Here is a 24369-nt window from a genome sequence, read left to right as displayed (position 1 = left end):
CTTCGTCGGCCCATGCGAATTCCGTGTAGACGTCCTGGACTTCGTAGGAGATCTCGCTTCGGTCGAGAATATCCTTGATCTCCGCAGCCTTGTCGGAGAGCGCGTCGATCTCGCGCTGGCGTTCCTCAAGCCAGACAGAAGAGATGGTGTTATAATTACCGATCGTTGGTGCAGTTCCCAAGGAGATCACCAGCGCATTCAAATGCGCGCCATGGGCGCTGCAGAAGTCGATTGCGGTTTTGAGATCTTCCTCGAACTGATGAACGCTGAGGATGCTGAGTACCGTCCTGATGGTCATGTCGATATACCTCTCTGGTTGGATAGGAAAAGGATAGTCACCATCGCCCCGGGTTCCTTGACCTTCGTCAAAGCGATATCGATTTCCGCCCTGTAGGCTGCTTCTCGATTGACAGGCGTGGCCGTGGACGTCCCGATCGCGGAATTCGGAGAGGTGCAGGGCCTGTCATCGGTTAGGAGGCCGTAAATGCTGTCGACGGAACGAGACTTCAAACGGGGCGGCGAGCGGTTGCCCATTCCTTCACAAGGTGAAGTCGAAGGCAAGCTTCTCATGTTCGAAGCGATTGCCGTCACCTGTTTGCAGGAGCTTGTCGCCAAAACGGAATCGCGCCTGGTCCCGAGGCTTCGCCGGAGACTTATCCGTAATCTGAAGGAGCGGTGCGCCCCATTGAAGCTTTGCGCGGATGACGAAAAGGCAGCAGAGGAGTTCGCGCTCCAACTGTTGAACGCAGCCCTGGAAAAAGCAGAAGACGAGATAGCGGGCTGAGCGGACGCCTCAAGCGCAGGTTCGAGCGCCCAAGTCCTTGACCGTCTCATCCGCCAGTTTGCGCACGACCTTTGCGGAGACCACCCCCATTTTCGAGGAGATCCCGGCCAGTCGCGCGGTCTCTCGAGGCGCCTCGGCCAAGGCATTCTGTGCAAAGTCGGCCACGACCTCGAACGTATCGTTCAGTTCGGCACTTTCGGCGAGGTCGTCCAGGAAGGTCTCGTAAAGTTGAAGCCGACGCCGGAATGAAGTCAGTAGTTCGATCTGACAACGCAGCATCATCCGCGACGCCTCGATGTTCAGTCTGTAGGCGGCGAGGAAAAGATTTCTAGCAGAAGCAGGCAGCGCCTGCTCCGGTATCAAAAGCGCGTTATCGACCATGGCGGAATCCTCTCGTCTCGTTCAAGATTATCGTCGCGGCGAAAGATCTCGTTGATCTACATCAAGCGGACTCTGCTCACTGCAACGGCACAATCAGATGGGGTGATTGAGCAATCGCAATGACCGGGCCGCATGGGTGTGGATGGCTTCCAGGAACAGGGAGAGGGAAATGCATGCTCATGGCATATCGGGCAGAAGATCTCCGGGAGGCGGCGCCGACAAAAACTGGACCTTCGGATGATGACTTCATTGGTGACGGCTGATGCATTCCAGCGCCTCAGTCTTGCACTTGCGATCGGCATACTCGTCGGCATCGAACGTGGATGGCAAGAACGCGAGGCCCCGCCGGGCAAGAGAGTGGCGGGTATCCGGACCTATGGCCTCTCGAGTTTCCTCGGCGGCTTTTGCGGCTTCCTGCAACCTATTGCGGGGCCGATCCTGCCGACGGCCATCTTCGTATTCTTTTGCATCACGATCCTTGTCTTCAGCCGCATGCAGGCGCTGCGGGAGGGTGACTACAGCGCAACCGGCGCCATTGCCGCGATCACGGTGTTCGCGCTCGGTTTCGGAGCCGTCGTTGCAGATATGACGACGATCGCGGCGAGCGCGGTCGCAATGACGGCACTTCTGGCGGCGCGGGAGCCACTGCACGGATTTCTGCGGAAATTGACCTGGCTCGAGTTGAGAGCCGCCCTGATCTTGTTGACGATGACCGTCGTCATTCTTCCAATTCTTCCCAATGAGGCGGTCGATCCCTGGCAAATGATCAACCCCTTCGAGCTGTGGATGCTGACCATATTCGTGGGGGCGGTTTCATTTGTGGGCTATGTCATGATCCGGCTCACCGACGCCAGAGCCGGACTGCTCCTGACGGGCGCCTGTGGGGGTATCGTTTCCTCGACGGCCTTGACCCTTTCCTTTGCCCGACAGTCCAAGCAGATTCCCGCGCTCTCGCCGCTGCTTTCAGCCGGAGCGATGATGGCGGGGGCGGTATCCCTGAGCCGGGTGCTTTTGATTTGCGGTGTCATCGCACCGGCGGTGATGGCGGAGCTTGCGGCATTGCTCGGCCCGGGTGCGGCGGCGCTTGCCATCGGCGGTGGCTTGGCCGGCTTGTCGCCGCGCGCCGGTGACAGTCCCGACTTTTCACCGAAAAATCCGCTGGAGGTGAACGTCGTCCTGCGCTTTGCTCTTCTTCTTGCCACCGTCACCATCGTGACGCGGGCGGCTTTGGAATTCTTCGGAACCCAGTCGCTGGGGGTGGTCGCCTTCATCACAGGGCTGGGCGATCTCGATGCGATAACGCTTTCGATCGCGAAGCTCCCGAACCTGCCGGCGGATGCGGCTGCACAAGCCATAGCGGTTGCTGCCTTCGCCAATCTTCTTGCGAAAACAGCGCTTGCAGCAAGCGCGGGAAGCCTTGGCTATGCGGTTCGGCTCGCCATGGTGAGCGGTATCGCGGTGCTCGCCGGTGCCGCCGGCTCGTTCCTGACGTAGGCGGATGATCTCGCCGTTGGCGATGATGCTTGGCGTTCGATCGCGTTGGATCTGACGCGCCGCTTCCTATGCGAGCCTCACCACGTCAGGGAGGCGAGCGGCACTCATGCGACAAGGTCGGCTGCATGAATTCTGATGCGCCCATCGCGCTCGAAATCGCCGCGATCGAATTTCGCGCAGGCAATCCGGCTGAAAAGGCCGATGTTTTCCTGAAGCCGGCTTTCGTCGCAACGCGGCGGCTGGGCAACCTCCAGAAGGGCCTCCCTGTCGATAACGACCATCTGGTTCGTGCCGCCCGCATCCATAACCAGCAGGGCTTCCTCGCCGGACGACTTCATCATTCCACTGATCAGCTTCAAAGACATTGCTTATCTCCGGACCGGTTGATCTCGCAAACCTGCCACAACACGCGCTGCCGGGCTCCTCGGACAGGCTGCCCGGAAAACGTATGCCGGCGCGGAAAGACCAGCCTTGATACACATCAATAAAGATCGCGGAAAAGGCTTCTCAGCCAAGGCCGCTCAAGAATTCATCGGTTTCCATGAGCTCCAGCTGCACGGAAAAGCGGTCGTGCAGAAGTTCCAGCGATGCGTCATAGGTGTCGTCGGCGCTGCTGCAGACGGCGTCCTTCAGCATGATGACACGATAGCCGAGATCGATGGCGCCGAGCGTAGCGGCAAGCACGCAGACGTCCGTTTCCCCACCGGTAATCACAAGGGTGTCGACGCGTTCCGATTGCAGGATGTTATGAAGGCGGCCGTCGATCCAGGGGGAATAGGTGCGTTTGTCGAAATATCTTGCCGGCGGAACATGCGAGGCGAGCGAGGAAGCCAGTTCGACGAGGCCACGCGGAAGATGTTCGCCTGTCATCATCCACCATTTCCGGTAATAATCGCGCCATTTTCCCGGCATCGCGTCCGCATGCTGGGGTGGCACGAAACGGGTGAAGATCGTTCGGGCTGGATAGCGGCCGGCGAGTTCCTCGATCTGAGGGGAGATCCGGGCCATCCATGGAACGTGCCATGGCGTGTCTTCGGCAAACATCCGCTGCATGTCGACGCAAAGGTGCCGCCACTCGCCGATCTCGCCCATCGCATCCTCCGTTCGTCTTTGGGCGCGAACCGCTGCCCGGAGCGAAAGTTCCCGACGGCCGGAAGATCAGGAGATGGTCAGGCAATGGCTCCTGGAACGATCGTCCGTAAGGCGGCGCTGCTTCCGGGTTTGCCGAAGCAGTCGAGTTCGCGAAGCGGAACCGGTTTGGAGAAGAAGTAGCCCTGGAGGTCGGTGCAGCCGAGGGCGGCCAGAAAGTCCCTTTGATATTCGGTTTCGACCCCTTCGGCCGTCGTCGAAATGCCGAGGTTGCGGCTGAGCGTGACGATGGCGCCGATGATGGCCGCGCCGTTGGCTTTTGCGCCCAGCTGGGAAACGAAGGAACGATCGATCTTGATGCGGTCTATGTCGAAGCGGACAAGATGGCTGAGGCACGAAAAGCCGGTCCCAAAATCATCCAGCGAAATCTGAACTCCGCGGCCGCGCAGTGATTTCAGGACCGAATAGACATCCGAGCTATCCTCGATCAGCGAGGACTCGGTGAGTTCGAGCTCCAGGCGAGACGGCGGCAAGCCGGTCTCTTCAAGCACGGCGAAGACCTCCTCGGCGAAGTTGGGCCTTCTCAGTTGGGAGGGAGACACATTCACCGCCACAAAGGTGTCTCCAGGCCACTTGCAGGCAGCCCTGCAGGCTTCGCGCAGCACCCAGACACCGAGGGCATCGATGAGGCCCCCTTCCTCGGCCGCAGGGATGAAGCTGGCAGGCGTCAACAGTCCGCGCTGACTATGACGCCAGCGCACGAGAGCCTCCGCGCCAGACGCGGAGTATCCGCCCTCGGCGCGATGCACTGTCTGGTAGTAGACCTCGAGCGACCCGAAGTCCGGTCTGTTGCCGATTGGACCGGGTTGTGGAGCACCAGCCGACAAGGCCGCGCTCTTCGCCAGAACATCCCGCAATTCGTTCTTGAGGACGTCGCGCGCATTCCTGCCGCCGTCCATGGATGGCGAGTAGACGCGCCACTGACCTCTTCCGCCCACCTTAGCCTCATAGAGCGCGACATCGGCATAACGCATGAGATCGTCGGCATTGCGCCCGGCATCCGGCACGACGGTGACGCCGATCGAGCCGCCGACCCGGGCGACCGCTTCGCCCCTCAAAAGCGGGAAGGGTTTGCCGAGTTCGGCAACGATCGCTTCGCAGATGGACGGCAAGAGTTGATCATCTCTGATGTTCCGGAGAAGCAGGGCAAACTCGTCCCCGCCGAGCCGGGCAAGCGTGTCGTCCGGACGAAGCAACGCATGGATCCGCTCCGCAGCCATTCTGATGAGTTCGTCGCCGGCAGCATGCCCGAAGGTGTCGTTCACCGCCTTGAAGCGGTCGAGGTCGAGAAGCGCCACGGCCGACCGCTCGGCAGAATTGCGTGTATCGGCCAGGCACGCCTCGAACCGCATCGCGAACAAGGCGCGGTTGGGAAGGCCGGTCAGCACGTCGTGCAAGGCGAGCTGCCTGGCGTGCAACTCGCTTCTCTTCAATTCGCCGAGACTGCTTCGCAGGCGCACGAGCAGAACCGAAAACAGGACCGCTATCACCAGGGCGGCGATCGAAAGCGCCGGCATCAAGCGGCCGATCACTCTCGAACCAGGAAGATCAGGCCGCCATACGATAAAGCCAATCGGTTCGCCGTTTGCCGTTGCGTCGATCTGGAACGCAACCTCGTTTTCATCCGCGTCGGCCGTTCGCGCGAAGCGCGCGCCGTTGAGGCCTTGCTGCCGGCTCAACTCGTCGAGCGCCGCGCCGTCGAGAAACCGCACGACGATCAGGAATTGCCGCATCGGCTGTGGTTGCCCCTCGGCCGCTTCGTTGACGGCAACGACGCCCACGATCGTCGGCCGGCCTTCGAGCCGCATCAGATTGGCCAGTGCATGGTTCGAGCGGGCGGTGTTGGCCGCTCGACTTTCCAATGATGATGAGGTCCGTTCGCTGGAAGCGGTGCCGTGGTTCGCCGTCAGGCGCGCGTCTTTAAGGAGAGGCAGAAAGAGCGGTCTCATCCAGCGATAGCGCTTTTCGGTTTCGCCGTCGGTCAGCATGATCAGCTGCGCCTTGTCATCGACGACGAAGGCCTGGTCATAGCCGAATGCCGACATCGCAGTGTGGCTGATCGCACTCCCGGCCGCCGCCGTGAGAACGGTATCGAGGCTGGAGGAAACTCCGGCTGCCCGTGAGGCCGGATAAACGCCGGAGAGGTAGCCATTGCCGAACTGGCCGATGACATGCGCGACTTGATCGACCTGTTCCCTGAGGCGCGCATTGACAAGCTGGCGTTGTCGATCAAGGGCTGCCGCATCGCTCTCGGTTCCCGCCCAGAGTGCGGAAAGCACGACCAGTCCGATCGCTCCGAGTCCGCTGACAGCGATCAGGAATAGAATTCTCCCTGAAGCGATCCAGGATTGCTGAAACGAATTGGAGCTGGAAGGGACAACGATGTGCAAGCCTAAACCCCTGAACCCACCACGGGCGCATTCGTGGACGGTAACAAACAAGCGTTCACGTAGAATTAAAGGCTGGGGCGCACTATGGCGGAGACTACGTCACAAGGAGTTTCCGACGATGTTGCGTCTATCCTTTCGGACTATACTGCGCGCAGCGCTCATGGCGGGCGGTTTGGTCGTCCTTCTTGCCGCCACCTCGCCGCTGCAGCTGGCGGCGCAAGATCGTACGCCTCTGAGAGTTGCGGTCGAAGGTGCATTTCCGCCCTTCAATTACCTTGATGCAAATAACCAGCTGCAAGGCTTCGACATCGATATTGCCAATGCCCTTTGCGACGCCGGCAAGTTCGAATGCCGGTTCGTCATCGAAAAATGGGACGACATGATCCCCGATCTCGTCGCCGGCAAATACGACGCGATCATCTCGTCCATGTCGATGAGCCTGGAGCGCCGCCAGAAAGTCGCTTTTACCGAGCAATATTACACCAGCCCGTCGGTGTTCATCGCCCGCAAGGACTCGCCGATCAACGACGTCAGCCCTGCCGCCCTCAGCGGCAAAAGGCTCGGGGTGACATCGTCCACGGCGCAGGAATCCTATGCCAACCACCTCTATCCGGAGTTGAAGAAGACGGTTTTCCGGTCTTCGCCGGAATTATACAAAGGTCTGTCGGACGGGCGCGTCGACATCATCCTTGAGGATAAGCTTGCCATTTATGACTGGATCGCCAACACGAAGGCGGGAACCTGCTGCGAATTCAAGGGACCGGATCTGGTCGACGTCACCTATTTCGGCGAAGGTGCGGGGATCGCCTTGCGCCTGGATGACAAGGAGCGTCTTGCGCGCCTGAACGAGGCCTTGAAGGCCATCAAGGCCGACGGGACCTACGACATGATCAACGCCAAGTATTTCCCGTTCAGCATCCAGTAGTTCTGCCGTAAACCTCTGGCAATCGATCGGTTCAGACCGTTACGGCGCCGCGCCTGCGAAGGCAGGCGCGGCGCCGTAAATCTTGTCTTCAGGCCTTGGCGTCAGGCGGCTTTCGCGACCTCTCCATGCGGATCGAGGACATACTTCGTTGCCGCGCCATGGTCGAAACTTTCATATCCAGCGGCGGCATCGTCGAGCGGGATGACCTTTGCGTTGACGATGTCGGCGATCGGCAACCGGTCGTGGAGGATCGCCTGCATGAGCTGGCGATTATATTTGAGCACCGGAGTCTGTCCGGTGTGGAAGGACTGCGCCTTGGCCCAGCCGAGACCGAAGCGAAGCGAGAGATTGCCGTGCTTGGCGGCATTGTCGACGGCGCCCGGATCCTCGGTGACGTAGAGGCCGGGGATGCCGATCGAGCCTGCGGCGCGGGTGATCTCCATCATCTGGTTGAGCACGATCGCCGGCTGTTCCCCGCCGGAATGGCCACGTGCCTCGAAGCCGACCGCGTCGATCGCGCTGTCAACCTCGTTGCTGCCGACGACCTCGGCAATCATGTCGCCGAGACGATCGCTCTTGGAAAGATCGATGGGTTCGAAACCAACCTTCGCGGCATGCGCCAGGCGATCCTTGTTGAAATCGCCGATCATGACGACGGCGGCACCGAGGATGCGAGCCGAAGCCGCAGCCGCTAACCCGACAGGACCGGCACCGGCGACATAGACGGTCGAGCCGACGCCGACGCCCGCGCGCACTGCGCCATGAAAGCCGGTGGGCAGAATGTCGGAAAGCATGGTGAGATCGCGGATCTTCGCCATCGCCTTGTCGCGATCTGGAATTTTCAGCAGGTTGAAATCGGCATAGGGAATGGTGACGTAGCGGGCCTGTCCGCCGATCCAGCCCCCCATGTCGACATAACCGTAAGCGCCGCCGGCGCGCGCCGGGTTCACCGTCAGGCAGACGCCGGTATCCTGGGATTTGCAGCAGCGGCAACGGCCGCAGGCGACGTTGAAGGGCACCGAAACGATATCGCCGATTTCGAGCATCTCGACGTCGACGCCTTTCTCGATGATTTCGCCGGTGATTTCATGGCCGAGGATCAGGCCCGGCATTGCCGTCGTGCGGCCGCGGACCATGTGCTGATCGGAGCCGCAGATATTGGTGGAGATAACCTTCAGGATCACGCCGTGCTCGATGCGGCGGCCATCGGGCGCTTCCAGCTTCGGATCGTCGATATCGCGGACTTCGACCTTTCCCGGCCGGAGATAGACGACGCCTCTATTCTTGCTCATGGATTCCTCCCATGTGTTGAATGCCTCGAACTGCAACCAATGCAGTCGACGACAACTATTCCTCCGGCCTGCCTCCTCTGCAGTCCGGTATTCAGATCGCCGCATCGGGCGATATTTCGAATTTCGCAGATAGGCGGGGACAGGCGGGATCGAGGAGAGAGTGAGCACGATAGGTCTGGCCTGTCGTTCCGATCGTCATATCCCGCCGCAATCCAGAGATCTGCTGCGCAAAGAGCTGGTTCGGGCTCCAGAACCTCCTTTCGATCCGTCTCGATCTGCGGATGTCAATCCAGCGACCGCTTTCAGGACTTCAGTTCTACCACCGCTACGGGGCAGCGCGCCGGCGGCTGGCCAGCCTCGCATGTTCATGTCGCCAGCTTAAGAGGCAGCGCCGTGAACATGACCAGAAAACCATGCCTGATCGAAAACGGCGCCCAAAAAAACGACATGAGTGACACTCGAGGCGACAGTCCGCCAAGTCGCAACGGCTTCCAGCGGAAACGATAGATTGACCTCGCGAATACGGCAGTTTTCCGGATCGCTCCGGATGATAGGATCGCAACCGTCGGGCTTCCCCTGCTAAACTCGTGGCACCTGTAATCACATCTTTTGGCCCGCGGCAGATGTCGTTTTCAATCGTGATTGGACTTCGGCTGTGACCTGAGCGAGGCTGTTTTTGGGAGCGGACCATCTATTTTTCCGGGATAGGAGGCCGAAATGGAACAGCATGCACTCGAGCAGTTGAAAACGATCGCGAAGGTCAGCACGACCTATAATCGCCTTGAAATGACGAGGCGCGAGCGGCTTGAACGGTGGGCCGACAGTCTGGAACGCAGCCCCAGGCCGTTTCTCAAGACGCTTCACGAAACCGAGTATCAGCCGATTGCAGATCGGCTTGCGTTGCGGGATGACGACACTCCGATCTCTGTTGCGTTCGCTGATCCCATTCTGCGGGCGGCAGGAATGGAAAATGACAGCTATGGAGAAGCCAGGCGGTTCTTCGAACTCAGCGATGAGCAATTGCACGACCTGGTCTGCTTTTGTCATTTCGGGGAACGCGTCAGCGCTGCAACACTAGCTCGCCGCGTACGAAAGATGGCGGCTCACAAACCAGGCGGGTTTTTCGCTCAGCTTCGTGCGTTCTTTGGTAATTGAGGCCAAGGCCACCTGGAGCTGCAAAGGGCTAGCCGTGCCGCCGGGTGGAACGGCCGCCACGGCAATCGCTTGGTCGCTCATCGGCGCATGAGCGAACACTGCCTAACCCGTCGCGTCAGTGGACTGGAGGATAGGCGGCAGCTAGCCGCCTACGGCCGGCGGTCCCGGTTGAAGTCGACCGCCGTGTGCCAGAACACGGCGCCGATGATGATTGCGCCACCGAAATAGGTGGCGATCGGCGGCTGCTCGGAAAACAACAGCCATACCCAGAAGGGCGTCAGCACGATTTCCATCGTGCCGATCAGCGCCGCCTCCGCCGGCGGCATCCGCTTTGCCCCGGCAAGGAAGAGCACCAGTGCCAGCGAGAAGTTGGTCGCGCCGAAGGCGGCAAGGACGATCCAGTTGTGCAGATCGAGCGAGCCGACCGAGCCGAAGGGCGCGAAGATGACGAGAGTGAGGAAAGCGCTGACGACGGTTGGCGGCAGGCTCGGCACATCGGGGCTGATGCGCGGAATGATGATGACGAGCGCGAAGGAGGCCGTCATGCCGAGCGCCAGCAGGTCCCCCCAGCCCGTGCCGCCGCCGATCGACGAAGCGACGATGATGCCGACGCCGAAGAGGGAAACGGCGCCGGCAATCATCGTCCGCCTGGCCACTCTCTCCTTGAGGATGAGCCAGCCGAACAGCGCCGCGATGAAGGGCGTCGTCGCATAGATCATCGTCACATTGGCGACGGTGGTCATGTAAAGCGCCCCGATGAAGCATCCCTGACTGAAGGTCTGGCATGCGATCATTGCAAGTCCCGACGGATGGAAGACAGAGCGCCATTGCCGCCGCGAGATGCCCCCTTCGAGGAAAAGGCAGGGGATCAGCAGGAACAGGCCTCCGAACAACGACCGCCAGGCGATCGCCGTCCACACGTCGGTGGTCAGGAGCCGCGAGTAAACACCGCTCGCGCTCCAGGCAAGGGTCGCGGCAATGATGAGAAGCACACCCTTCTCGTGCTCGCTGCCTGCGAGGTCTCTGGCCGGATTTTCAATGGTCACGCGGATGGTCTCAATGAAGGAAGTCGAACGCCGCCCATTTCTGCGCCAGCAATTGACATTAGACAAACGAATAGTAGTGATGGCTATCATCGAGTTTTTCTATGGCTTGCCAATGCACGAGGCTATCGAAAGCGACCTTCTCAGAACCTTTTTGGTCGTGGCCGAGACGTCGAACTTCTCCGCGGCCGCGCAGCGAATCGGGCGCACGCAATCGGCCGTCAGCACCCAGATCAAGAGGCTCGAGGCGGCGATCGGCGAGCCCCTCTTCGAGCGCGGCGCCCGCGGCGTGCAACTCACGCGCCCGGGTATACAGCTCGTGCCCTATGCCCGCAGGGTCATCGATCTGCTGAACGAGGCCGCCGCGACGATCCGCAGCAAGCCGCTGGACGGGCCAGTGCGCATCGGAATTCCCGAGGAATACAGCCAGACGGTTCTGCCCGCGGCGCTTGCGGCTTTCGCTGTGCGTCACCCGGCCGTCGAGGTCACTGTCTCCTGTGATTATACGTCGCGCAACCTTGCCGCTCTGGAGCGGGACGAACTCGATCTGGCCGTCGTTTTCGACTGGAGCGACCAGACGAAAGGTGAGGTCATCTGCATCGATCCCACAGTCTGGGTCACCTCGATGGTCCACCGGCTGCACGATCTCGACCCCCTCCCCATTGCGACCTATCGCAACTCCACCTGGTCACGTGATTTTGCGCTCCGGTCGCTGGAGCAGATCGGCCGCAACTACCGCATCGCTTTCATCGCCGATACGGGATCGGGACTGAAGAATGCGCTGACCGCGGGCCTTGCCGTGACAACACTTTCCCGCAGCAGCATCCCGCCCGGCTGCCGGGAGCTGACCGCCGAAGATGGTTTCCCGCCAGTTGATTCCTCAAAGGTCGTGCTCCGCCGCAGCACCTACCGTTCCACCGAAGCCATCCGCGAGCTCGCCGAGATGATCCGGGACGCGTTCCAGCCTACGTCGCCGCTGCCGATGGCGTGATGCGGCGGCGCAGGCGGCGCCGGGTCTCGGACGGGCTTTCGGAGAAACTCGCCCGGTAGCTTCTGGCAAAGGCCGAGGCCGAATTGAAGCCGGTTGCCGCCGCGATGTCGGCGAAGGAGGCAGTCGTCTCGATCACCTTGCGGCGCGCCGCGTTCAGGCGCAGCGCGAGATAATGCACATGCGGCGGCACGCCGATGCTCTGCTGGAAGAGATCCTGCAGATGCCGGGCGCTGATGCCCACCCTTCGGGCGATCCGCGCCAGGATCAGAGGCTGCTCGATATGTTCTTCCATAAGCCGCACCGCCTGCGCCACGCGGGGATCGTGCATGCGCAATCCTGGCGAGGCGGCGGAAAGCGGCTCTTCGGCATGAAAGGAGGGCTGCTCGTAGCGGAACAGCCGGCTGACTTCGAGCGCCAGCGAATAACCTTGGCGCTGCCGGATGATCTCCAGCATCAGGTCGACGGTCGGAAGCGAGCCTGATGTCGTCAGCCGCTTGCCGTCGATGACGAAACGATCCTTGACGGCCCGCACCTCCGGATAGGCGAGCGCAAAATCCTCGTAATCCTCCCAATGGACGGTCGCCGGCAATCCGTCGAGCAGGCTTGCTTCGGCCAGCAGCCATGTGCCGGATTCGATGCCGGCGATGACCGTGCGGTGGCGGGCGGCCTGCGAGAGCTGCATCTTCAGCGCCGGCGTTGCGCTTTGGTGCCAGTTGTAACTGGCCAGCACGAAAAGCGGCGTCTCCTCGCTCGTTGCCCTGAAGGTGCCTTGGGCCGGAATGGCGATATGGCTGGTGGTCGGGACCGGCGCCCCGTCCGGCGTCAGCAGCCGCCAGCGATAGAGTTCGCTGCCGGAGATGCGATTGGCGCCGCGCAGCGGCTCGATGACCGACGCGATCAGGATCAGGTTGGTATCCGGCAGGACGAGAAGGTCGATATCGAGCCGTTCCGTTGATCGCTGCAGCAAGGCCACCTCCATGAGTTCTGATAATGTATCAAGATCTTCTGAAAGTGCAAAGCATCCTCCTCGATGCTGTCGCGTAATGGAGACAAGACTGGGAGAACAAAAACATGCCTCTAGCGATGAACCGCGATGTCTTCGTCACCTGCGCCGTCACCGGTGCCGGCGATACGGTTTCCAGATCCAGCCACGTTCCCATCACTCCCAAGCAGATCGCGGATTCCGCGATCGACGCCGCCAAGGCTGGGGCGGCCGTTGTTCACTGCCATGTCCGCGATCCGGAAACGGGGGCGGCCAGCCGCCGCAACGATCTCTACAAAGAGGTCACCGACCGCATCCGTTCGGCCGATGTCGACGTCGTCCTCAATCTCACTGCCGGCATGGGCGGGGACCTGATCTTCGGCGATGTCGAAAGCCCCCTTCCCCTCAATGCGAGGGGTACTGACATGGCGGGCGCCAGCGAGCGCGTCAGCCATGTCGCCGAGTGCCTGCCGGAGATCTGCACGCTCGACTGCGGCACGATGAACTTCAACCTCGGCGACTATGTCATGACCAACACGCCGACCATGCTGCGGGCGATGGCAAGCAAGATGACGGCTCTTGGCGTGCGGCCCGAAATCGAAGCCTTCGACACCGGCCACCTCTGGTTCGCCAAGCAGCTCGCCGAGGAGGGGCTGATCGAAGACCCGGTGCTGATCCAGCTCTGCATGGGCATTCCATGGGGCGCGCCTGACGATCTCAACACCTTCATGGCGATGGCCAATAATGTGCCCGAGAGCTGGACCTTCTCGGCCTTTTCGATCGGCCGCAACGCCATGGCCTATCCGGCTGCGGCGGTTCTTGCCGGCGGCAATGTGCGTGTTGGCCTGGAGGACAATCTCTTCATCGGCAAGGGCCAGCTCGCCACCAATGCGCAGCTCGTCGAAAAGGCGGTGCAGGTGGTGGAAGGCATGGGCGCGCGGATCATCGGTCCGGAAGATGTCCGCAAGAAGCTGAAATTGACGAAACGCTGAGGATATCATGACCAAGATCAGCAAGGCGGCCTGTATCGGCGGCGGCGTCATCGGCGGCGGATGGATTGCCCGTTTCCTGCTCGCCGGCATCGACGTCGATGTGTTCGATCCGCACCCGGAGGCGGGCCGCGTCGTCGGCGAAGTGATTGCCAACGCCGAAAAGGCCTGTGCCATGCTGACCGGCGCGCCGCTGCCGCCGCGCGGCAGGCTGACCTTTTGCGGGACGCTCGAGGAAGCCGTTGCCGATGCCGACTGGATTCAGGAAAGCGTGCCGGAAAGGCTCGACCTCAAACGCGGCGTGTTGACGCAAATCGACGCCACGGCGCGTCCCGACGCATTGATCGGCTCTTCTACCTCTGGACTGTTGCCGACCGATCTGCAGCGCGACATGAAACATCCCGAACGTCTCTTCGTCGCCCATCCCTACAACCCGGTCTATCTGTTGCCGCTCGTCGAAATCGTCGGCGGCGAGAAGACTTCCGGGGCGACCATCCAGGCGGCGATGGACAGACTGCCGCCGATCGGCATGAAGGGCGTCCACATCGCCAAGGAGATCGAGGCCTTTGTCGGCGACCGGCTGCTGGAAGCTCTCTGGCGCGAGGCCTTGTGGCTCATCCATGACGATATCTGCACCGTCGAGACGCTCGACGACGTTATCCGCTATTCCTTCGGCCTGCGCTGGGCGCAGATGGGCCTGTTCCAGACTTACCGCATCGCCGGCGGCGAGGCCGGCATGCGGCATTTCCTGGCGCAGTTCGGCCCTTGCCTTGCCTGGCCCTGGACCAAGCTCACCGATGTCGTCGATCTCGACGATGCGCTGATCGAAAAGATCGGCCGGCAATCCGACGAGCAGGCCGCCGGCCTTTCGATTCGCGAGCTCGAACGCATCCGCGACGAAAACCTCGTCGGCATCCTCCAGGCTCTCAAGGGGGGCCACGGCGGCCGGGGATGGGGCGCCGGCAAGCTGCTGAAGGATTTCGAGCAGTCGCTCTGGGCGCGGGGCGGCAGCGCGGCCGCGTCCTTCGATCCTTCGAAGCCGCTGCGGCTTGTCGAAACGAAGGTAAGCCCTGCCTGGGTCGACTATAACGGCCACATGACCGAGCACCGCTATCTGCAGGTTTTCGGTGACACCTCGGACGCCCTGTTGCGTCTCGTCGGCGTCGACCTTGGCTATGTCGAGGCAGGCCACAGCTACTATACGGTGGAAAGCCATATCCGCCATCTCGGCGAGGCAAAACTCGGGCAGGCGATCCATTCGACCTGCCAGGTGCTGGCCGCCGATGACAAGCGGCTGCATGTCTTCCACACTCTCTACGACACGGCGTCGGGCGAGGCTCTCGCGACCGCCGAGCACATGCTGCTGCATGTCGACAGCAAGGCAGGCAGGGCCGTGCCGGCGCCGGCCGCTGTGCTCGACAAGATCAAGGCGATCGCCGCGGCACATTCGGAATTGACGCTGCCCGAAGGCGCCGGTCGTCACGTCGGCCAGAGGCGATAGGAGGAGCGGCATGGATTTCGGTCTCAGCGAAGAACAGGAAATGATCGCCGACACGGTTCGCGCCTTTGTCGAAACCGAAATCTACCCGCATGAAAACGAGGTGGAGCGCAGCGGCATCGTCCCGCCGGAACTCGGGCGCGAGATCCAGCGCAAATGCATCGAACTCGGCTTCTACGCCTGCAATTTCCCCGAAGAGGTCGGTGGCGCCGGCCTCGATCACGTCACCTTCACGCTGGTCGAGCGGGAGCTCGGGCGTGGCTCCCTCGGGCTGACGGTTTTCTTCGGCCGACCGTCCGGCATCCTGATGGCCTGCGAGGGCGAACAGCGCGAGCGTTACCTGCTGCCGGCGGTGCGCGGCGAGAAGATCGATGCGCTTGCCATCACCGAGCCGGATGCCGGTTCCGACATGCGCGGCATGAAATGCGCCGCCCGCCGCGATGGCGGCGATTTCGTATTGAACGGCACGAAGCATTTCATCTCGCATGCCGACGTCGCCGATTTCGTCATCGTCTTTGCCGCGACCGGCGAGGAGGAAACGCCGAAAGGCATCAAGAAGAAGATCACCGCCTTTCTGGTGGATCGCGGTACGCCGGGCTTTCAAATCCTCAAAGGCTACGATTCCGTTTCGCATCGCGGCTATCACAACTCGACGCTCAGCTTCGAAGATTGCCGCATTCCTGAAGCCCAGGTGCTGGGCGAGGTGCATCGCGGCTTCGATATCGCCAATCAGTGGCTTTACGGCACCCGGCTGACGGTCGCCGCCACCTGCGTCGGTCGGGCGCGCCGCGTCTTCGAAATGGCCTTGCCCTATGCCGCCGAGCGCAAGCAGTTCGGCAAGCCGATCGGCGCCAATCAGGGCGTGTCGTTCAAGCTTGCCGATATGATCACCGAGATCGACGCGGCCGACTGGCTGACGCTTGCGGCCGCCTGGCGGCTCGACGCCGGCCTTGCCGCCGACCGGCAGATCGCTTCGGCCAAGCTCTATGCCTCCGAAATGCTTGCCCACGTGACGGATGAGGCGATCCAGATCTATGGCGGCATGGGCCTGATGGACGACCTGCCGCTTGCCCGTTTCTGGCGCGACGCACGCGTCGAGCGCATCTGGGACGGCACCTCCGAGATCCAGCGGCACATCATCAGCCGCGACCTGCTCCGGCCTTTGGGAGCATGAGCCGATGACATCTCGCCCGCTTGACCGCCTGCTCAGACCGCAAACGATCGCCGTCTTCGGCGGCCGCGAGGCGCGCAGGGTGATCGAGCAATGCGACCGCATGGGCTTTTCAGGCGCGATCTGGCCCGTCCATCCCAAACTCGACGAGGTGCTTGGACGGCGGTGTTACCGCTCCGTATCCGATCTGCCTTCTGCCCCGGACGCCACTTTCGTCGGCGTCAACAGGACGCTCACCGTCGAGATCGTGCGCAGCCTTTCGCGGGCGGGCGCCGGTGGAGCGGTCTGTTATGCATCGGGCTTCAGCGAGGCGACGGCGGAACTTGCCGACGGCGCCGAACTGCAGCAAGCCCTTTTGGAGGCGGCGGGCGACATGCCGATTCTCGGGCCGAACTGCTACGGGCTGATCAACAGTCTCGACGGCGCCCTGTTATGGCCCGACCAGCACGGCATGAAGCGCATCGAATGCGGCGTCGCGATCCTCACACAGTCATCCAATATCGCCCTCAACCTCACCATGCAGGCCCGCGGCCTGCCGATCGCCTATATGGTGACGGCAGGCAACCAGGCGCAGACATCGCTTGCCGATATCGCCTGCGCACTGATGGAGGATCGGCGCGTCACGGCGGTCGGCCTTCATGTGGAAGGTTTCGGCGACCTCTCGGCCCTCGAGCGCCTTGCCGCCATCGCCCGCCGGTCGAAGAAGCCGGTCGTCTTGCTGAAGGTGGGCAGGTCCGAGCAGGCTAAAAAGGCGGCCGTGTCGCACACCGCCTCGCTTGCCGGAAGCGATGGCGTGGCGGATGCCGTGCTCGCCCGCCTCGGCATCGGCCGTGTCCAGAGCCTGCCGGCGCTCATCGAAACCCTGAAGCTGCTGCATGTCGCAGGCCCTCTGCCAAGCCATTCGATCTCATCCATGAGCTGCTCCGGTGGCGAGGCTTCGCTGATGGCGGATGCCGCCGTCGGCCGCAGGATAGAATTCCCACCCCTGCAGCCGCAGCAATTGCCGCGTCTGCGACAGGTTCTCGGCGAGATGGTGGCGCTTTCCAATCCGCTCGACTACCATACCTTCGTCTGGGGCGATTTCGAACGCCAGACCGAAGCCTTCAGCGCCATGTTCGACGGCGGCTATGCCCTCAATCTCGTCGTCCTTGATTTTCCGCGCGGGGACCGCTGCGATGCGGCCGAATGGGCGACGACGGCGGACGCGGTTATCGCCGCGGCCTCTGCCACCGGTGCGCTGGCCGGCCTTCTGGCGACCCTTCCCGAGAACATGCCCGAGTCGATCGCCGATCGGCTGATGGCGAATGGTATCGTCGCCTTCTCTGGCATCGACGAAGCTATCATAGCGGCGGAAGTCGCCGCCGGTATTGGCAAGGTCTGGGATCGCCCGCCTCCCCTGCCGCTGCTCGACGTGCCGCCCATGGACGGCGAAATCGAGACGCTGACGGAAGCCGATGCGAAGACGGAACTTGCTGCCTGCGGCCTTCCTGTTCCCCGGGGGCTGCAGGCTTTTTCTCCCCGTGAAGCCGCCGAGCAGGCCGAGCGGCTCGGTTTTCCCGTCGTGCTGAAGGGTCTCGGCATTGCGCACAAGACCGAGGCCGGCGCCGTCGTACTCAACCTCAAAGATTCAGAGGCGGTGTCGAATGCGGCGGCGGCGATGCCGCCGAATGGCGGTTATCTCGTCGAGAAGATGATTGATCCGCCGGTCGCCGAGCTCATTGTCGGCGCCAGCCGCGACCCGGTCTTCGGATTGTCGCTGACATTGGGAGCGGGCGGAATCTTCGTCGAACTGCTCGAAGATTCCGTCATCCTGCCGCTTCCGGTGACGAAAGCCGATATTTGTGCGGCGATTTCATGCCTTAAAATCGCAAAGTTGATCCATGGCTATCGCGGACGCCGGCGCGGCGATATTGAAGCCACTATAGACGCCGTCGCAGCTACGGCAGAATATGTCGTAAAGAATGCGGTGCGCCTGGAGGAACTGGACCTTAATCCCCTGATGGTTCTTCCCGAGGGGCGCGGTGTTGTTGCAGTCGATGCTCTCATACGGCGAAGGAGGTAGCATAGTTTGAGCGACCACATTCGTACACGACGTGACGGCGCAGTACTGGAAGTCGTCATCGACCGGCCGAAGGCGAACGCCATCGACCTGGCGACCAGCCGCGTCATGGGATTGATTTTCCGGGATTTTCGCGACGACCCTGAATTGCGCGTCGCCATCGTCACGGGTGCGGGCGAGAAGTTTTTCTGCGCCGGATGGGATTTGAAGGCCGCTGCCGCTGGTGACGCGGTCGACGGTGACTATGGGGTGGGCGGTTTCGGCGGGCTGCAGGAGCTGCGTGACCTCAACAAGCCTGTCATTTGTGCAGTCAACGGCATCTGTTGCGGCGGCGGGCTGGAGATCGCGCTTTCGACCGATCTGATCATCGCCGCCGAGCATGCGACCTTCGCCCTGCCGGAAATCCGTTCGGGCACGGTCGCCGATGCCGCTTCGATCAAACTGCCGAAGCGCATCCCCTATCACATCGCCATGGACATGCTTTTGACGGGACGCTGGCTCGATGTTCACGAGGCGCATCGCTGGGGTTTCGTCAACGAGGTTCTACCGGCCGACCGGCTGATGGAAAGAGCCTGGGAGCTTGCCCGGTTGCTCGAAAGCGGGCCGCCGCTCGTCTATGCGGCGATCAAGGAAATCGTGCGCGAAGCGGAAGGTTCGACGTTCCAGACTGCCATGAACAAAATCACCAAGCGGCAGTTTGCGACAGTCGACCGGCTCTATTCGAGCGAAGACCAATTGGAAGGCGTGCGGGCGTTCGCCGAGAAGCGAAGCCCCATTTGGAAAGGACGATAAGAAGGCGGCAACAACCGCAATGTTTTCCCGCATGATGCGGGCACCGGAGGTGGAGAGGAAACCGCCTGCGATCCTGCCCGGAAGTTCTGTCAACGCACCAAAGAAGGAACTGGGGAATGAACGACTATACGAAATATCTCGCAAGCCGCGTCACCGCAGGCGGGCTCAGCCGCCGCGAATTCATCGGACGCGCCATGGCGGCCGGCATCACACTTGCCGTCGCCGACAAGCTCTTCACCGAAAGCGCCGAAGCCGCCGAACCGAAGCGCGGCGGCCACCTGAAGCTCGGCCTCGAAGGCGGTGCCGCCACCGATTCCAAGGACCCGGCGAAATTCCTGTCGCAGTTCATGTTCTGCGTCGGCCGCTGCTGGGGCGACATGCTGGTCGAATCCGACCCGCTGACGGGTGCCGCCGTGCCGGCGCTCGCCGAATCCTGGGAGCCCTCGAAGGACGCGGTGACCTGGACCTTCAAGATCCGCAAGGGCGTCAAGTTCCATAATGGCAAGGAACTGACGATCGACGACGTCGTCGCGACGCTGAATCGCCACACCGACAAAAAGTCGGAGTCCGGCGCGCTCGGTGTCCTCGGCTCGATCAAAGAGATCAAGGCGGACGGCGGCAATCTCGTGCTGACGCTCAGCGAAGGCAATGCCGACATGCCGCTGCTGCTGTCGGACTACCATCTGGTCATTCAGCCGAACGGCGGCGTCGACGATCCGCTTGCCTCGATCGGCACCGGCCCATACAAGCTGACGAGCTTCGAGCCCGGTGTGCGCGCCACCTTCGAAAAGAACAAGGACGACTGGCGCTCCGACCGGGGTTACGTCGATTCCATCGAAATCATCGGCATGAACGACGCCACCGCCCGTATCGCCGCGCTCTCGTCCGGACAGGTGCACTACATCAACCGTGTCGACCCGAAGACAGTCAACCTGTTGAAGCGCGCACCCAACGTCGAGATTCTCTCGACCGCCGGCCGCGGCCATTACGTCTTTATCATGCATTGCGACAAGGCGCCGTTCGACAATAACGACCTGCGCCTGGCGCTCAAATATGCCATGGACCGCGAAACCATGGTGCAGAAGATCCTCGGCGGTTACGGCAAGGTGGGCAACGATTTCCCGATCAACAGCACCTATGCGCTCTTCCCCGAGGGCATCGAGCAGCGCACCTACGACCCCGACAAGGCTGCCTTCCACTACAAGAAGTCAGGCCATAGCGGCTCGGTTCTCCTGCGCACCTCCGAAGTTGCCTTCCCGGGCGCCGTCGATGCGGCTGTCCTTTACCAGGAAAGCTGCAAGAAGGCCGGCATCGACATCGAGGTGAAGCGCGAACCGGGTGACGGCTACTGGACCAACGTCTGGAACGTCCAGCCTTTCTCGACCTCCTATTGGGGCGGGCGGCCGACACAGGATCAGATGTATTCCACCGCCTATCTCTCGACGGCGGACTGGAACGACACCAAGTTCAAGCGCCCCGACTTCGACAAGCTGCTGCTGCAGGCGCGCGCCGAGCTTGATGAAGCCAAGCGCAAGGACATGTATCGCGCCATGGCAATGATGGTGCGCGACGAAGGCGGCGTGATCCTGCCGATGTTCAACGACTTCGTGAACGCCTCCACCAAGCAGGTGAAGGGTTATGTCCACGACATCGGCAACGACATGTCGAACGGCTACGTCGCAACGCGCGTCTGGCTGGACGCCTAGCGGCAAAGGCACACGCCCTCTCGATCTTCAACGAAGCCGGGACCGTGGGAAAAAACCCGCGGTCCTCCCGACGTTTCAGCGCTAGGTCTTCACCATGACCAATCCTGCCCCAAGCAATATCCTGCCCGGCCTCCGGTTCCGGCAGCGTTTTCCGCTGCTGGCCCTCATCCTCGAGCGCTTCGTGCTCAGCATCGTCCTGCTTTTTGCCGTCTCCATCCTGATTTTCGGCGGTTTGGAGGCTCTGCCCGGCGATTTTGCCACCACCTATCTCGGTCAGTCGGCGACGCCGCAGGCCGTCGCCAATATCCGTCAGGATCTCGGCCTCGATCGCCCGGTGACGACGCGTTATGTCGAATGGCTCGGCAGTGCCGTTCAGGGCGACTTCGGCACCTCCTGGGCCAGCAAGAATTCGGTGAGCGAGCAGATCGGCAAGCGCTTGGGAAATTCGCTCTTCCTGGCGGGTTTCGCGGCGGTCATCTCGGTGCCGCTTGCCGTCGGCCTCGGCATGGTGTCGGTGCATTTCCGCAACCGGATGCCCGACAAGATCATCAACGTCATCTCGCTGGCGGCGATCTCGCTGCCGGAATTCTTCATCGGCTACCTGCTGATCCTCTTCTTCGCGGTGAAGTTCGGCATGGCGACCTTTCCGGCGACGGTCTATGACAGCATGGCTTTTTCTGAGCGATTGAAGGCGATCGCGCTTCCAACGGCGACCCTGGTGCTCGTCGTGCTGGCTCACATGATGCGCATGACGCGGGCGGCGATCCTCTCGGTCATGTCGTCGGCCTATATGGAGACCGCCGAACTGAAGGGCCTCAGCGCCTCCCGCTCGATCGTTAAGCATGCCGCTCCCAATGCGCTGGCGCCGATCATCAATGTCGTCGCGTTGAACCTCGCCTATCTCGTAGTCGGCGTCGTCGTCGTCGAGGTCGTCTTCGTCTATCCCGGCATGGGGCAATATATGGTCGATGCGGTGACGGTGCGCGATATGCCCGTCGTGCAGGCCTGCGGCCTGATCTTCGCCGCGGTTTACATCTTCCTCAACATGACGGCCGATATCCTCGCGATCATCGCCAATCCCCGGCTGAGGCATCCACGATGAGATTGAGAGACATCCCCATCACCGCCTGGATCGGCATGATCGGCATCGCCATCGCCTTCATCTTCGCCCTCTTCGCACCCTGGATCGCACCCTATGGCGAGACCCAGGTCGTCGGCGACGTCTGGGCGCCTGCCGACGCGAATTACGTCTTCGGCCTCGACAATCTCGGCCGCGACATCCTCTCGCGCCTAATCTTCGGCGCGCGCACGACACTGCTGGTCGCGTCCGCCGCCACCATCATCTCCTTCTCGCTCGGCATCATCCTCAGCTTCACCGCCGCCGTTTCGCGTGGCCTCATCGACACCGTCCTCTCACGATTCAATGATCTGATGATGTCGATCCCGACGCTGATCTTCGCGCTCGTGGTGCTTGCGGTGCTGCCGCAGAATATGATCGTGCTGATCCTGGTCATGGCTGTCCTCGATTCCACCCGCGTCTATCGTCTCGGCCGCGCCGTGGCGCTCGATGTCGCGGTGATGGAATTCGTCGAGGCCGCCAAGCTGCGCGGCGAAGGCAAGCTCTGGATCATCTTCCGCGAGATCTTGCCGAATACGCTGTCGCCGCTTCTCGCCGAGTTCGGCCTGCGCTTCGCCTTCTCCATCCTGTTTCTTTCGACCCTGTCCTTCCTCGGCCTCGGCATTCAGCCGCCGGCGGCCGATTGGGGCGGCATGGTCAAGGACAACAAGGACGGTATCATCTTCGGCATATCGGCCGCGCTGGTGCCGGGTTCGGCGATCGCCGCCCTTGCCGTCTGCGTCAACCTTGTCGTCGACTGGCTCCTGAAACGCACATCCAGCCTCAAGGGAGGGCGCGGCGATGCCTGAGCTTCTTTCCGTCCGCAATCTGAAGATCGAAGCGACCAGCTATCCGCCCGGCGAACCGCCGAAGCGGGTGACGATCGTCGACGGGGTTTCCTTCGATCTCCAGAAGGGCAAGGTCCTCGGCCTGATCGGGGAATCGGGTGCCGGCAAATCGACGATCGGCCTCTCGGCGCTGGCCTACGGCCGCGGCGGCGCCGAAATCACCGGCGGCGAGGTGCGGCTCGTCGGCACCGACATTCTGGCGCTCGGCAAGAACGGCATCCGAAAAATTCGCGGCGCAAGGGTCTGCTACGTCGCGCAATCGGCCGCAGCCGCCTTCAATCCGGCGCACAGGCTCGGCGATCAGGTGATCGAGGCGTCGGTCAAACATGGGTTGATGAGCAAGGACGAGGCGCGCAAACGTGCGCTTTACCTGTTTCGTGTCCTCGGCCTGCCCAATCCGGAAAACTTCGGTGAACGTTTTCCCCATCAGGTCTCCGGCGGCCAGTTGCAGCGCGCGATGACGGCGATGGCGCTCTGCTCGAACCCCGAATTGATCGTCTTCGACGAGCCGACGACGGCGCTGGACGTCACCACGCAGATCGACGTGCTGGCGGCGATCAAACATGCGATCGAGGAAACGCACACTGCCGCCCTCTACATCACCCACGATTTGGCCGTCGTCGCTCAGATCTCCGACGACATCATGGTGCTGCGTCATGGGAAACAGGTGGAATATGGCAGCGTCAAGCAGATCATCGAGGCGCCGCGGGAAGACTATACGCGTGCCCTCGTCAATGTCAGGCAGGCCTACCGCGACGAAGCCGCCGATCAGTCGTCAGCCCTTCTCAGGATAGAGAAGGTCAGCGCCGAATATTCCAACGGCTTCAAGGTGCTGCACGACATCTCGCTGCACGTGCCGAAGGGACAGACGCTTGCGGTCGTCGGCGAATCCGGCTCGGGCAAATCGTCCCTGGCGCGCGCCATTACCGGCCTTCTGCCGCCGAAGAGCGGGCGCATCCTCTTTGACGGCAAGCCGCTGATGCCCGATCTCAAGAGCCGGCCGAACGACGACCTCAGGCGCGTCCAGCTGATCTACCAGATGGCCGATACGGCGATGAACCCGCGCCAGACGGTGCGCGACATCATCGGCCGGCCTCTGACCTTCTATTATGGCCTGAGAGGCGCTGAGAAGACCGCCCGGGTGAAGGAATTGCTCGACCAGATCGAAATGGGCAACGGCTTCATCGATCGTTATCCGGCGGAGCTGTCCGGCGGCCAGAAGCAGCGCGTGGCGATCGCCAGAGCCCTAGCCGCCAAGCCCGAACTCATCCTCTGCGACGAGCCGACCTCGGCGCTCGATCCGCTGGTGGCCGAGGGTATCCTCAAGCTGCTGCTGCGCCTGCAGGAGGAAGAGCAGCTCTCTTATGTCTTCATCACCCACGATATCGCGATCGTCCGGGCGATCGCCGACAGCGTGGCGGTGATGCATCGTGGTAAGCTGGTACGGTTCGGCCCGAAATCTCAAGCGCTGTCGCCGCCTTTCGACGATTACACCGACCTGCTGTTGAAGTCGGTGCCGGAAATGGAAATCGGCTGGCTGGAACGAGTGCTTGCCACACGGCGCATGGAAAGCGCCGGCCACTGAATGTTAATGAAGGAGTGA

At 61.9% G+C, this 24369-nt stretch carries 21 protein-coding genes and 1 pseudogene; 14 read left to right on the top strand and 8 right to left on the bottom strand.

Annotation, left to right across the window (positions count from 1 at the left end; translation table 11 throughout):
* A pseudogene (locus tag HJC04_RS23605) lies at nucleotides 1-298 on the bottom strand (universal stress protein); the annotation flags it as partial.
* A gap of 186 nt (nucleotides 299-484) precedes the next feature.
* Here HJC04_RS23605 and HJC04_RS23600 point away from each other — a divergent pair.
* Entirely contained in the window at nucleotides 485-784 is a 300-nt protein-coding gene (locus HJC04_RS23600; RefSeq protein ID WP_210633409.1) for a hypothetical protein, read from the top strand.
* A gap of 9 nt (nucleotides 785-793) precedes the next feature.
* On the opposite strand, the gene HJC04_RS23595 is transcribed toward HJC04_RS23600, so the two are convergent.
* Nucleotides 794-1165 carry a hypothetical protein gene (locus HJC04_RS23595; RefSeq protein WP_210633410.1) on the bottom strand — a complete coding sequence of 124 codons (372 nt, stop codon included), beginning with the start codon at nucleotides 1163-1165 and terminating at the stop codon, nucleotides 794-796.
* A gap of 237 nt (nucleotides 1166-1402) precedes the next feature.
* Between HJC04_RS23595 and HJC04_RS23590 the strand changes: the two genes are divergently transcribed.
* A complete protein-coding gene (locus tag HJC04_RS23590) occupies nucleotides 1403-2659 on the top strand; it encodes a DUF4010 domain-containing protein (protein ID WP_221147270.1) in 1257 nt (418 codons plus the stop codon).
* Nucleotides 2660-2763: 104 nt separating this feature from the next.
* Here HJC04_RS23590 and HJC04_RS23585 read toward each other — a convergent pair whose 3' ends face one another.
* From HJC04_RS23585 to HJC04_RS23575, 3 genes are all read right to left on the bottom strand, one after another.
* Nucleotides 2764-3024, bottom strand: a complete 261-nt coding sequence (locus HJC04_RS23585) for a hypothetical protein (RefSeq protein WP_221147269.1) — start codon at nucleotides 3022-3024, stop codon at nucleotides 2764-2766.
* A 142-nt stretch (nucleotides 3025-3166) separates the two neighbouring features.
* Nucleotides 3167-3751 carry a cysteine hydrolase family protein gene (locus HJC04_RS23580; RefSeq protein WP_210633413.1) on the bottom strand — a complete coding sequence of 195 codons (585 nt, stop codon included), beginning with the start codon at nucleotides 3749-3751 and terminating at the stop codon, nucleotides 3167-3169.
* Nucleotides 3752-3828: 77 nt separating this feature from the next.
* Nucleotides 3829-6198 carry a bifunctional diguanylate cyclase/phosphodiesterase gene (locus HJC04_RS23575; protein ID WP_221147268.1) on the bottom strand — a complete coding sequence of 790 codons (2370 nt, stop codon included), beginning with the start codon at nucleotides 6196-6198 and terminating at the stop codon, nucleotides 3829-3831.
* A gap of 118 nt (nucleotides 6199-6316) precedes the next feature.
* On the opposite strand from HJC04_RS23575, the gene HJC04_RS23570 reads away from it, so the two are divergent.
* Complete coding sequence (locus HJC04_RS23570) at nucleotides 6317-7123, top strand: transporter substrate-binding domain-containing protein (protein WP_210633415.1); 807 nt, start codon at nucleotides 6317-6319, stop codon at nucleotides 7121-7123.
* A 101-nt stretch (nucleotides 7124-7224) separates the two neighbouring features.
* Here the strand turns inward: HJC04_RS23570 and fdhA are convergent, their stop codons facing one another.
* The gene (gene fdhA / locus HJC04_RS23565; protein WP_020922845.1) at nucleotides 7225-8415 is read right to left on the bottom strand and encodes a formaldehyde dehydrogenase, glutathione-independent; all 1191 of its coding nucleotides are present in this window, start codon (nucleotides 8413-8415) and stop codon (nucleotides 7225-7227) included.
* Between the two features lie 717 nt (nucleotides 8416-9132).
* On the opposite strand from fdhA, the gene HJC04_RS23560 reads away from it, so the two are divergent.
* The gene (locus tag HJC04_RS23560) at nucleotides 9133-9570 is read left to right on the top strand and encodes a hypothetical protein (RefSeq protein ID WP_210633416.1); all 438 of its coding nucleotides are present in this window, start codon (nucleotides 9133-9135) and stop codon (nucleotides 9568-9570) included.
* A gap of 149 nt (nucleotides 9571-9719) precedes the next feature.
* Here HJC04_RS23560 and HJC04_RS23555 read toward each other — a convergent pair whose 3' ends face one another.
* On the bottom strand, nucleotides 9720-10616 hold the full coding sequence (locus HJC04_RS23555; protein WP_210633417.1) for a DMT family transporter: 897 nt from the start codon (nucleotides 10614-10616) through the stop codon (nucleotides 9720-9722).
* 112 nt (nucleotides 10617-10728) lie between these two features.
* Between HJC04_RS23555 and HJC04_RS23550 the strand changes: the two genes are divergently transcribed.
* Nucleotides 10729-11604 (top strand): LysR substrate-binding domain-containing protein, encoded by an 876-nt coding sequence (locus HJC04_RS23550; protein WP_221147272.1) that lies wholly within the window; start codon nucleotides 10729-10731, stop codon nucleotides 11602-11604.
* Here the strand turns inward: HJC04_RS23550 and HJC04_RS23545 are convergent.
* Nucleotides 11579-12571 carry a GlxA family transcriptional regulator gene (locus HJC04_RS23545; protein WP_210633418.1) on the bottom strand — a complete coding sequence of 331 codons (993 nt, stop codon included), beginning with the start codon at nucleotides 12569-12571 and terminating at the stop codon, nucleotides 11579-11581. The genes HJC04_RS23550 and HJC04_RS23545 overlap by 26 nt on opposite strands.
* Before the next feature lie 104 nt (nucleotides 12572-12675).
* On the opposite strand from HJC04_RS23545, the gene HJC04_RS23540 reads away from it, so the two are divergent.
* The 9 genes from HJC04_RS23540 to HJC04_RS23500 all read left to right on the top strand — a co-directional run bounded on the left by HJC04_RS23540 (nucleotide 12676) and on the right by HJC04_RS23500 (nucleotide 24351).
* Complete coding sequence (locus HJC04_RS23540) at nucleotides 12676-13578, top strand: 3-keto-5-aminohexanoate cleavage protein (RefSeq protein ID WP_221102767.1); 903 nt, start codon at nucleotides 12676-12678, stop codon at nucleotides 13576-13578.
* 7 nt (nucleotides 13579-13585) lie between these two features.
* The gene (locus tag HJC04_RS23535) at nucleotides 13586-15076 is read left to right on the top strand and encodes a carnitine 3-dehydrogenase (protein ID WP_221147267.1); all 1491 of its coding nucleotides are present in this window, start codon (nucleotides 13586-13588) and stop codon (nucleotides 15074-15076) included.
* 10 nt (nucleotides 15077-15086) lie between these two features.
* On the top strand, nucleotides 15087-16247 hold the full coding sequence (locus HJC04_RS23530) for an acyl-CoA dehydrogenase family protein (RefSeq protein ID WP_210633421.1): 1161 nt from the start codon (nucleotides 15087-15089) through the stop codon (nucleotides 16245-16247).
* Between the two features lie 4 nt (nucleotides 16248-16251).
* Nucleotides 16252-18306 (top strand): acetate--CoA ligase family protein, encoded by a 2055-nt coding sequence (locus HJC04_RS23525; protein ID WP_221147266.1) that lies wholly within the window; start codon nucleotides 16252-16254, stop codon nucleotides 18304-18306.
* Between the two features lie 6 nt (nucleotides 18307-18312).
* Nucleotides 18313-19095 carry a carnitinyl-CoA dehydratase gene (locus tag HJC04_RS23520; RefSeq protein ID WP_221147265.1) on the top strand — a complete coding sequence of 261 codons (783 nt, stop codon included), beginning with the start codon at nucleotides 18313-18315 and terminating at the stop codon, nucleotides 19093-19095.
* 116 nt (nucleotides 19096-19211) lie between these two features.
* Nucleotides 19212-20801 (top strand): ABC transporter substrate-binding protein, encoded by a 1590-nt coding sequence (locus HJC04_RS23515; RefSeq protein ID WP_210633424.1) that lies wholly within the window; start codon nucleotides 19212-19214, stop codon nucleotides 20799-20801.
* A 94-nt stretch (nucleotides 20802-20895) separates the two neighbouring features.
* Nucleotides 20896-21903 (top strand): ABC transporter permease, encoded by a 1008-nt coding sequence (locus HJC04_RS23510; protein ID WP_210633425.1) that lies wholly within the window; start codon nucleotides 20896-20898, stop codon nucleotides 21901-21903.
* The gene (locus HJC04_RS23505) at nucleotides 21900-22727 is read left to right on the top strand and encodes an ABC transporter permease (protein WP_210633426.1); all 828 of its coding nucleotides are present in this window, start codon (nucleotides 21900-21902) and stop codon (nucleotides 22725-22727) included. The genes HJC04_RS23510 and HJC04_RS23505 overlap by 4 nt, the downstream gene beginning before the upstream one ends.
* A complete protein-coding gene (locus tag HJC04_RS23500) occupies nucleotides 22720-24351 on the top strand; it encodes an ABC transporter ATP-binding protein (protein ID WP_210633427.1) in 1632 nt (543 codons plus the stop codon). Before HJC04_RS23505 ends, HJC04_RS23500 begins: the two co-directional genes overlap by 8 nt.
* The last annotated feature ends 18 nt before the right edge of the window (nucleotides 24352-24369 follow it).

This window comes from Rhizobium sp. NLR8a (genome assembly GCF_019685235.1).
Classification (GTDB): domain Bacteria; phylum Pseudomonadota; class Alphaproteobacteria; order Rhizobiales; family Rhizobiaceae; genus Rhizobium.
This window is presented reverse-complemented; position numbering and strand designations above follow the sequence as displayed.

Excerpts from the sequence above, each read along its gene's own strand:
- HJC04_RS23530 (WP_210633421.1), top strand. The coding sequence starts at position 15,087 with ATGGATTTCGGTCTCAGCGAAGAACAGGAAATGATCGCCGACACGGTT.
- HJC04_RS23560 (WP_210633416.1), top strand. The coding sequence starts at position 9,133 with ATGGAACAGCATGCACTCGAGCAGTTGAAAACGATCGCGAAGGTCAGC.
- HJC04_RS23535 (WP_221147267.1), top strand. The coding sequence starts at position 13,586 with ATGACCAAGATCAGCAAGGCGGCCTGTATCGGCGGCGGCGTCATCGGC.
- HJC04_RS23510 (WP_210633425.1), top strand. The coding sequence starts at position 20,896 with ATGACCAATCCTGCCCCAAGCAATATCCTGCCCGGCCTCCGGTTCCGG.
- HJC04_RS23500 (WP_210633427.1), top strand. The coding sequence starts at position 22,720 with ATGCCTGAGCTTCTTTCCGTCCGCAATCTGAAGATCGAAGCGACCAGC.
- HJC04_RS23505 (WP_210633426.1), top strand. The coding sequence starts at position 21,900 with ATGAGATTGAGAGACATCCCCATCACCGCCTGGATCGGCATGATCGGC.
- HJC04_RS23580 (WP_210633413.1), bottom strand. The coding sequence starts at position 3,751 with ATGGGCGAGATCGGCGAGTGGCGGCACCTTTGCGTCGACATGCAGCGG.
- HJC04_RS23540 (WP_221102767.1), top strand. The coding sequence starts at position 12,676 with ATGCCTCTAGCGATGAACCGCGATGTCTTCGTCACCTGCGCCGTCACC.
- HJC04_RS23550 (WP_221147272.1), top strand. The coding sequence starts at position 10,729 with ATGCACGAGGCTATCGAAAGCGACCTTCTCAGAACCTTTTTGGTCGTG.
- HJC04_RS23595 (WP_210633410.1), bottom strand. The coding sequence starts at position 1,165 with ATGGTCGATAACGCGCTTTTGATACCGGAGCAGGCGCTGCCTGCTTCT.
- HJC04_RS23515 (WP_210633424.1), top strand. The coding sequence starts at position 19,212 with ATGAACGACTATACGAAATATCTCGCAAGCCGCGTCACCGCAGGCGGG.
- fdhA (WP_020922845.1), bottom strand. The coding sequence starts at position 8,415 with ATGAGCAAGAATAGAGGCGTCGTCTATCTCCGGCCGGGAAAGGTCGAA.
- HJC04_RS23570 (WP_210633415.1), top strand. The coding sequence starts at position 6,317 with ATGTTGCGTCTATCCTTTCGGACTATACTGCGCGCAGCGCTCATGGCG.
- HJC04_RS23590 (WP_221147270.1), top strand. The coding sequence starts at position 1,403 with ATGATGACTTCATTGGTGACGGCTGATGCATTCCAGCGCCTCAGTCTT.
- HJC04_RS23600 (WP_210633409.1), top strand. The coding sequence starts at position 485 with ATGCTGTCGACGGAACGAGACTTCAAACGGGGCGGCGAGCGGTTGCCC.
- HJC04_RS23585 (WP_221147269.1), bottom strand. The coding sequence starts at position 3,024 with ATGTCTTTGAAGCTGATCAGTGGAATGATGAAGTCGTCCGGCGAGGAA.
- HJC04_RS23525 (WP_221147266.1), top strand. The coding sequence starts at position 16,252 with ATGACATCTCGCCCGCTTGACCGCCTGCTCAGACCGCAAACGATCGCC.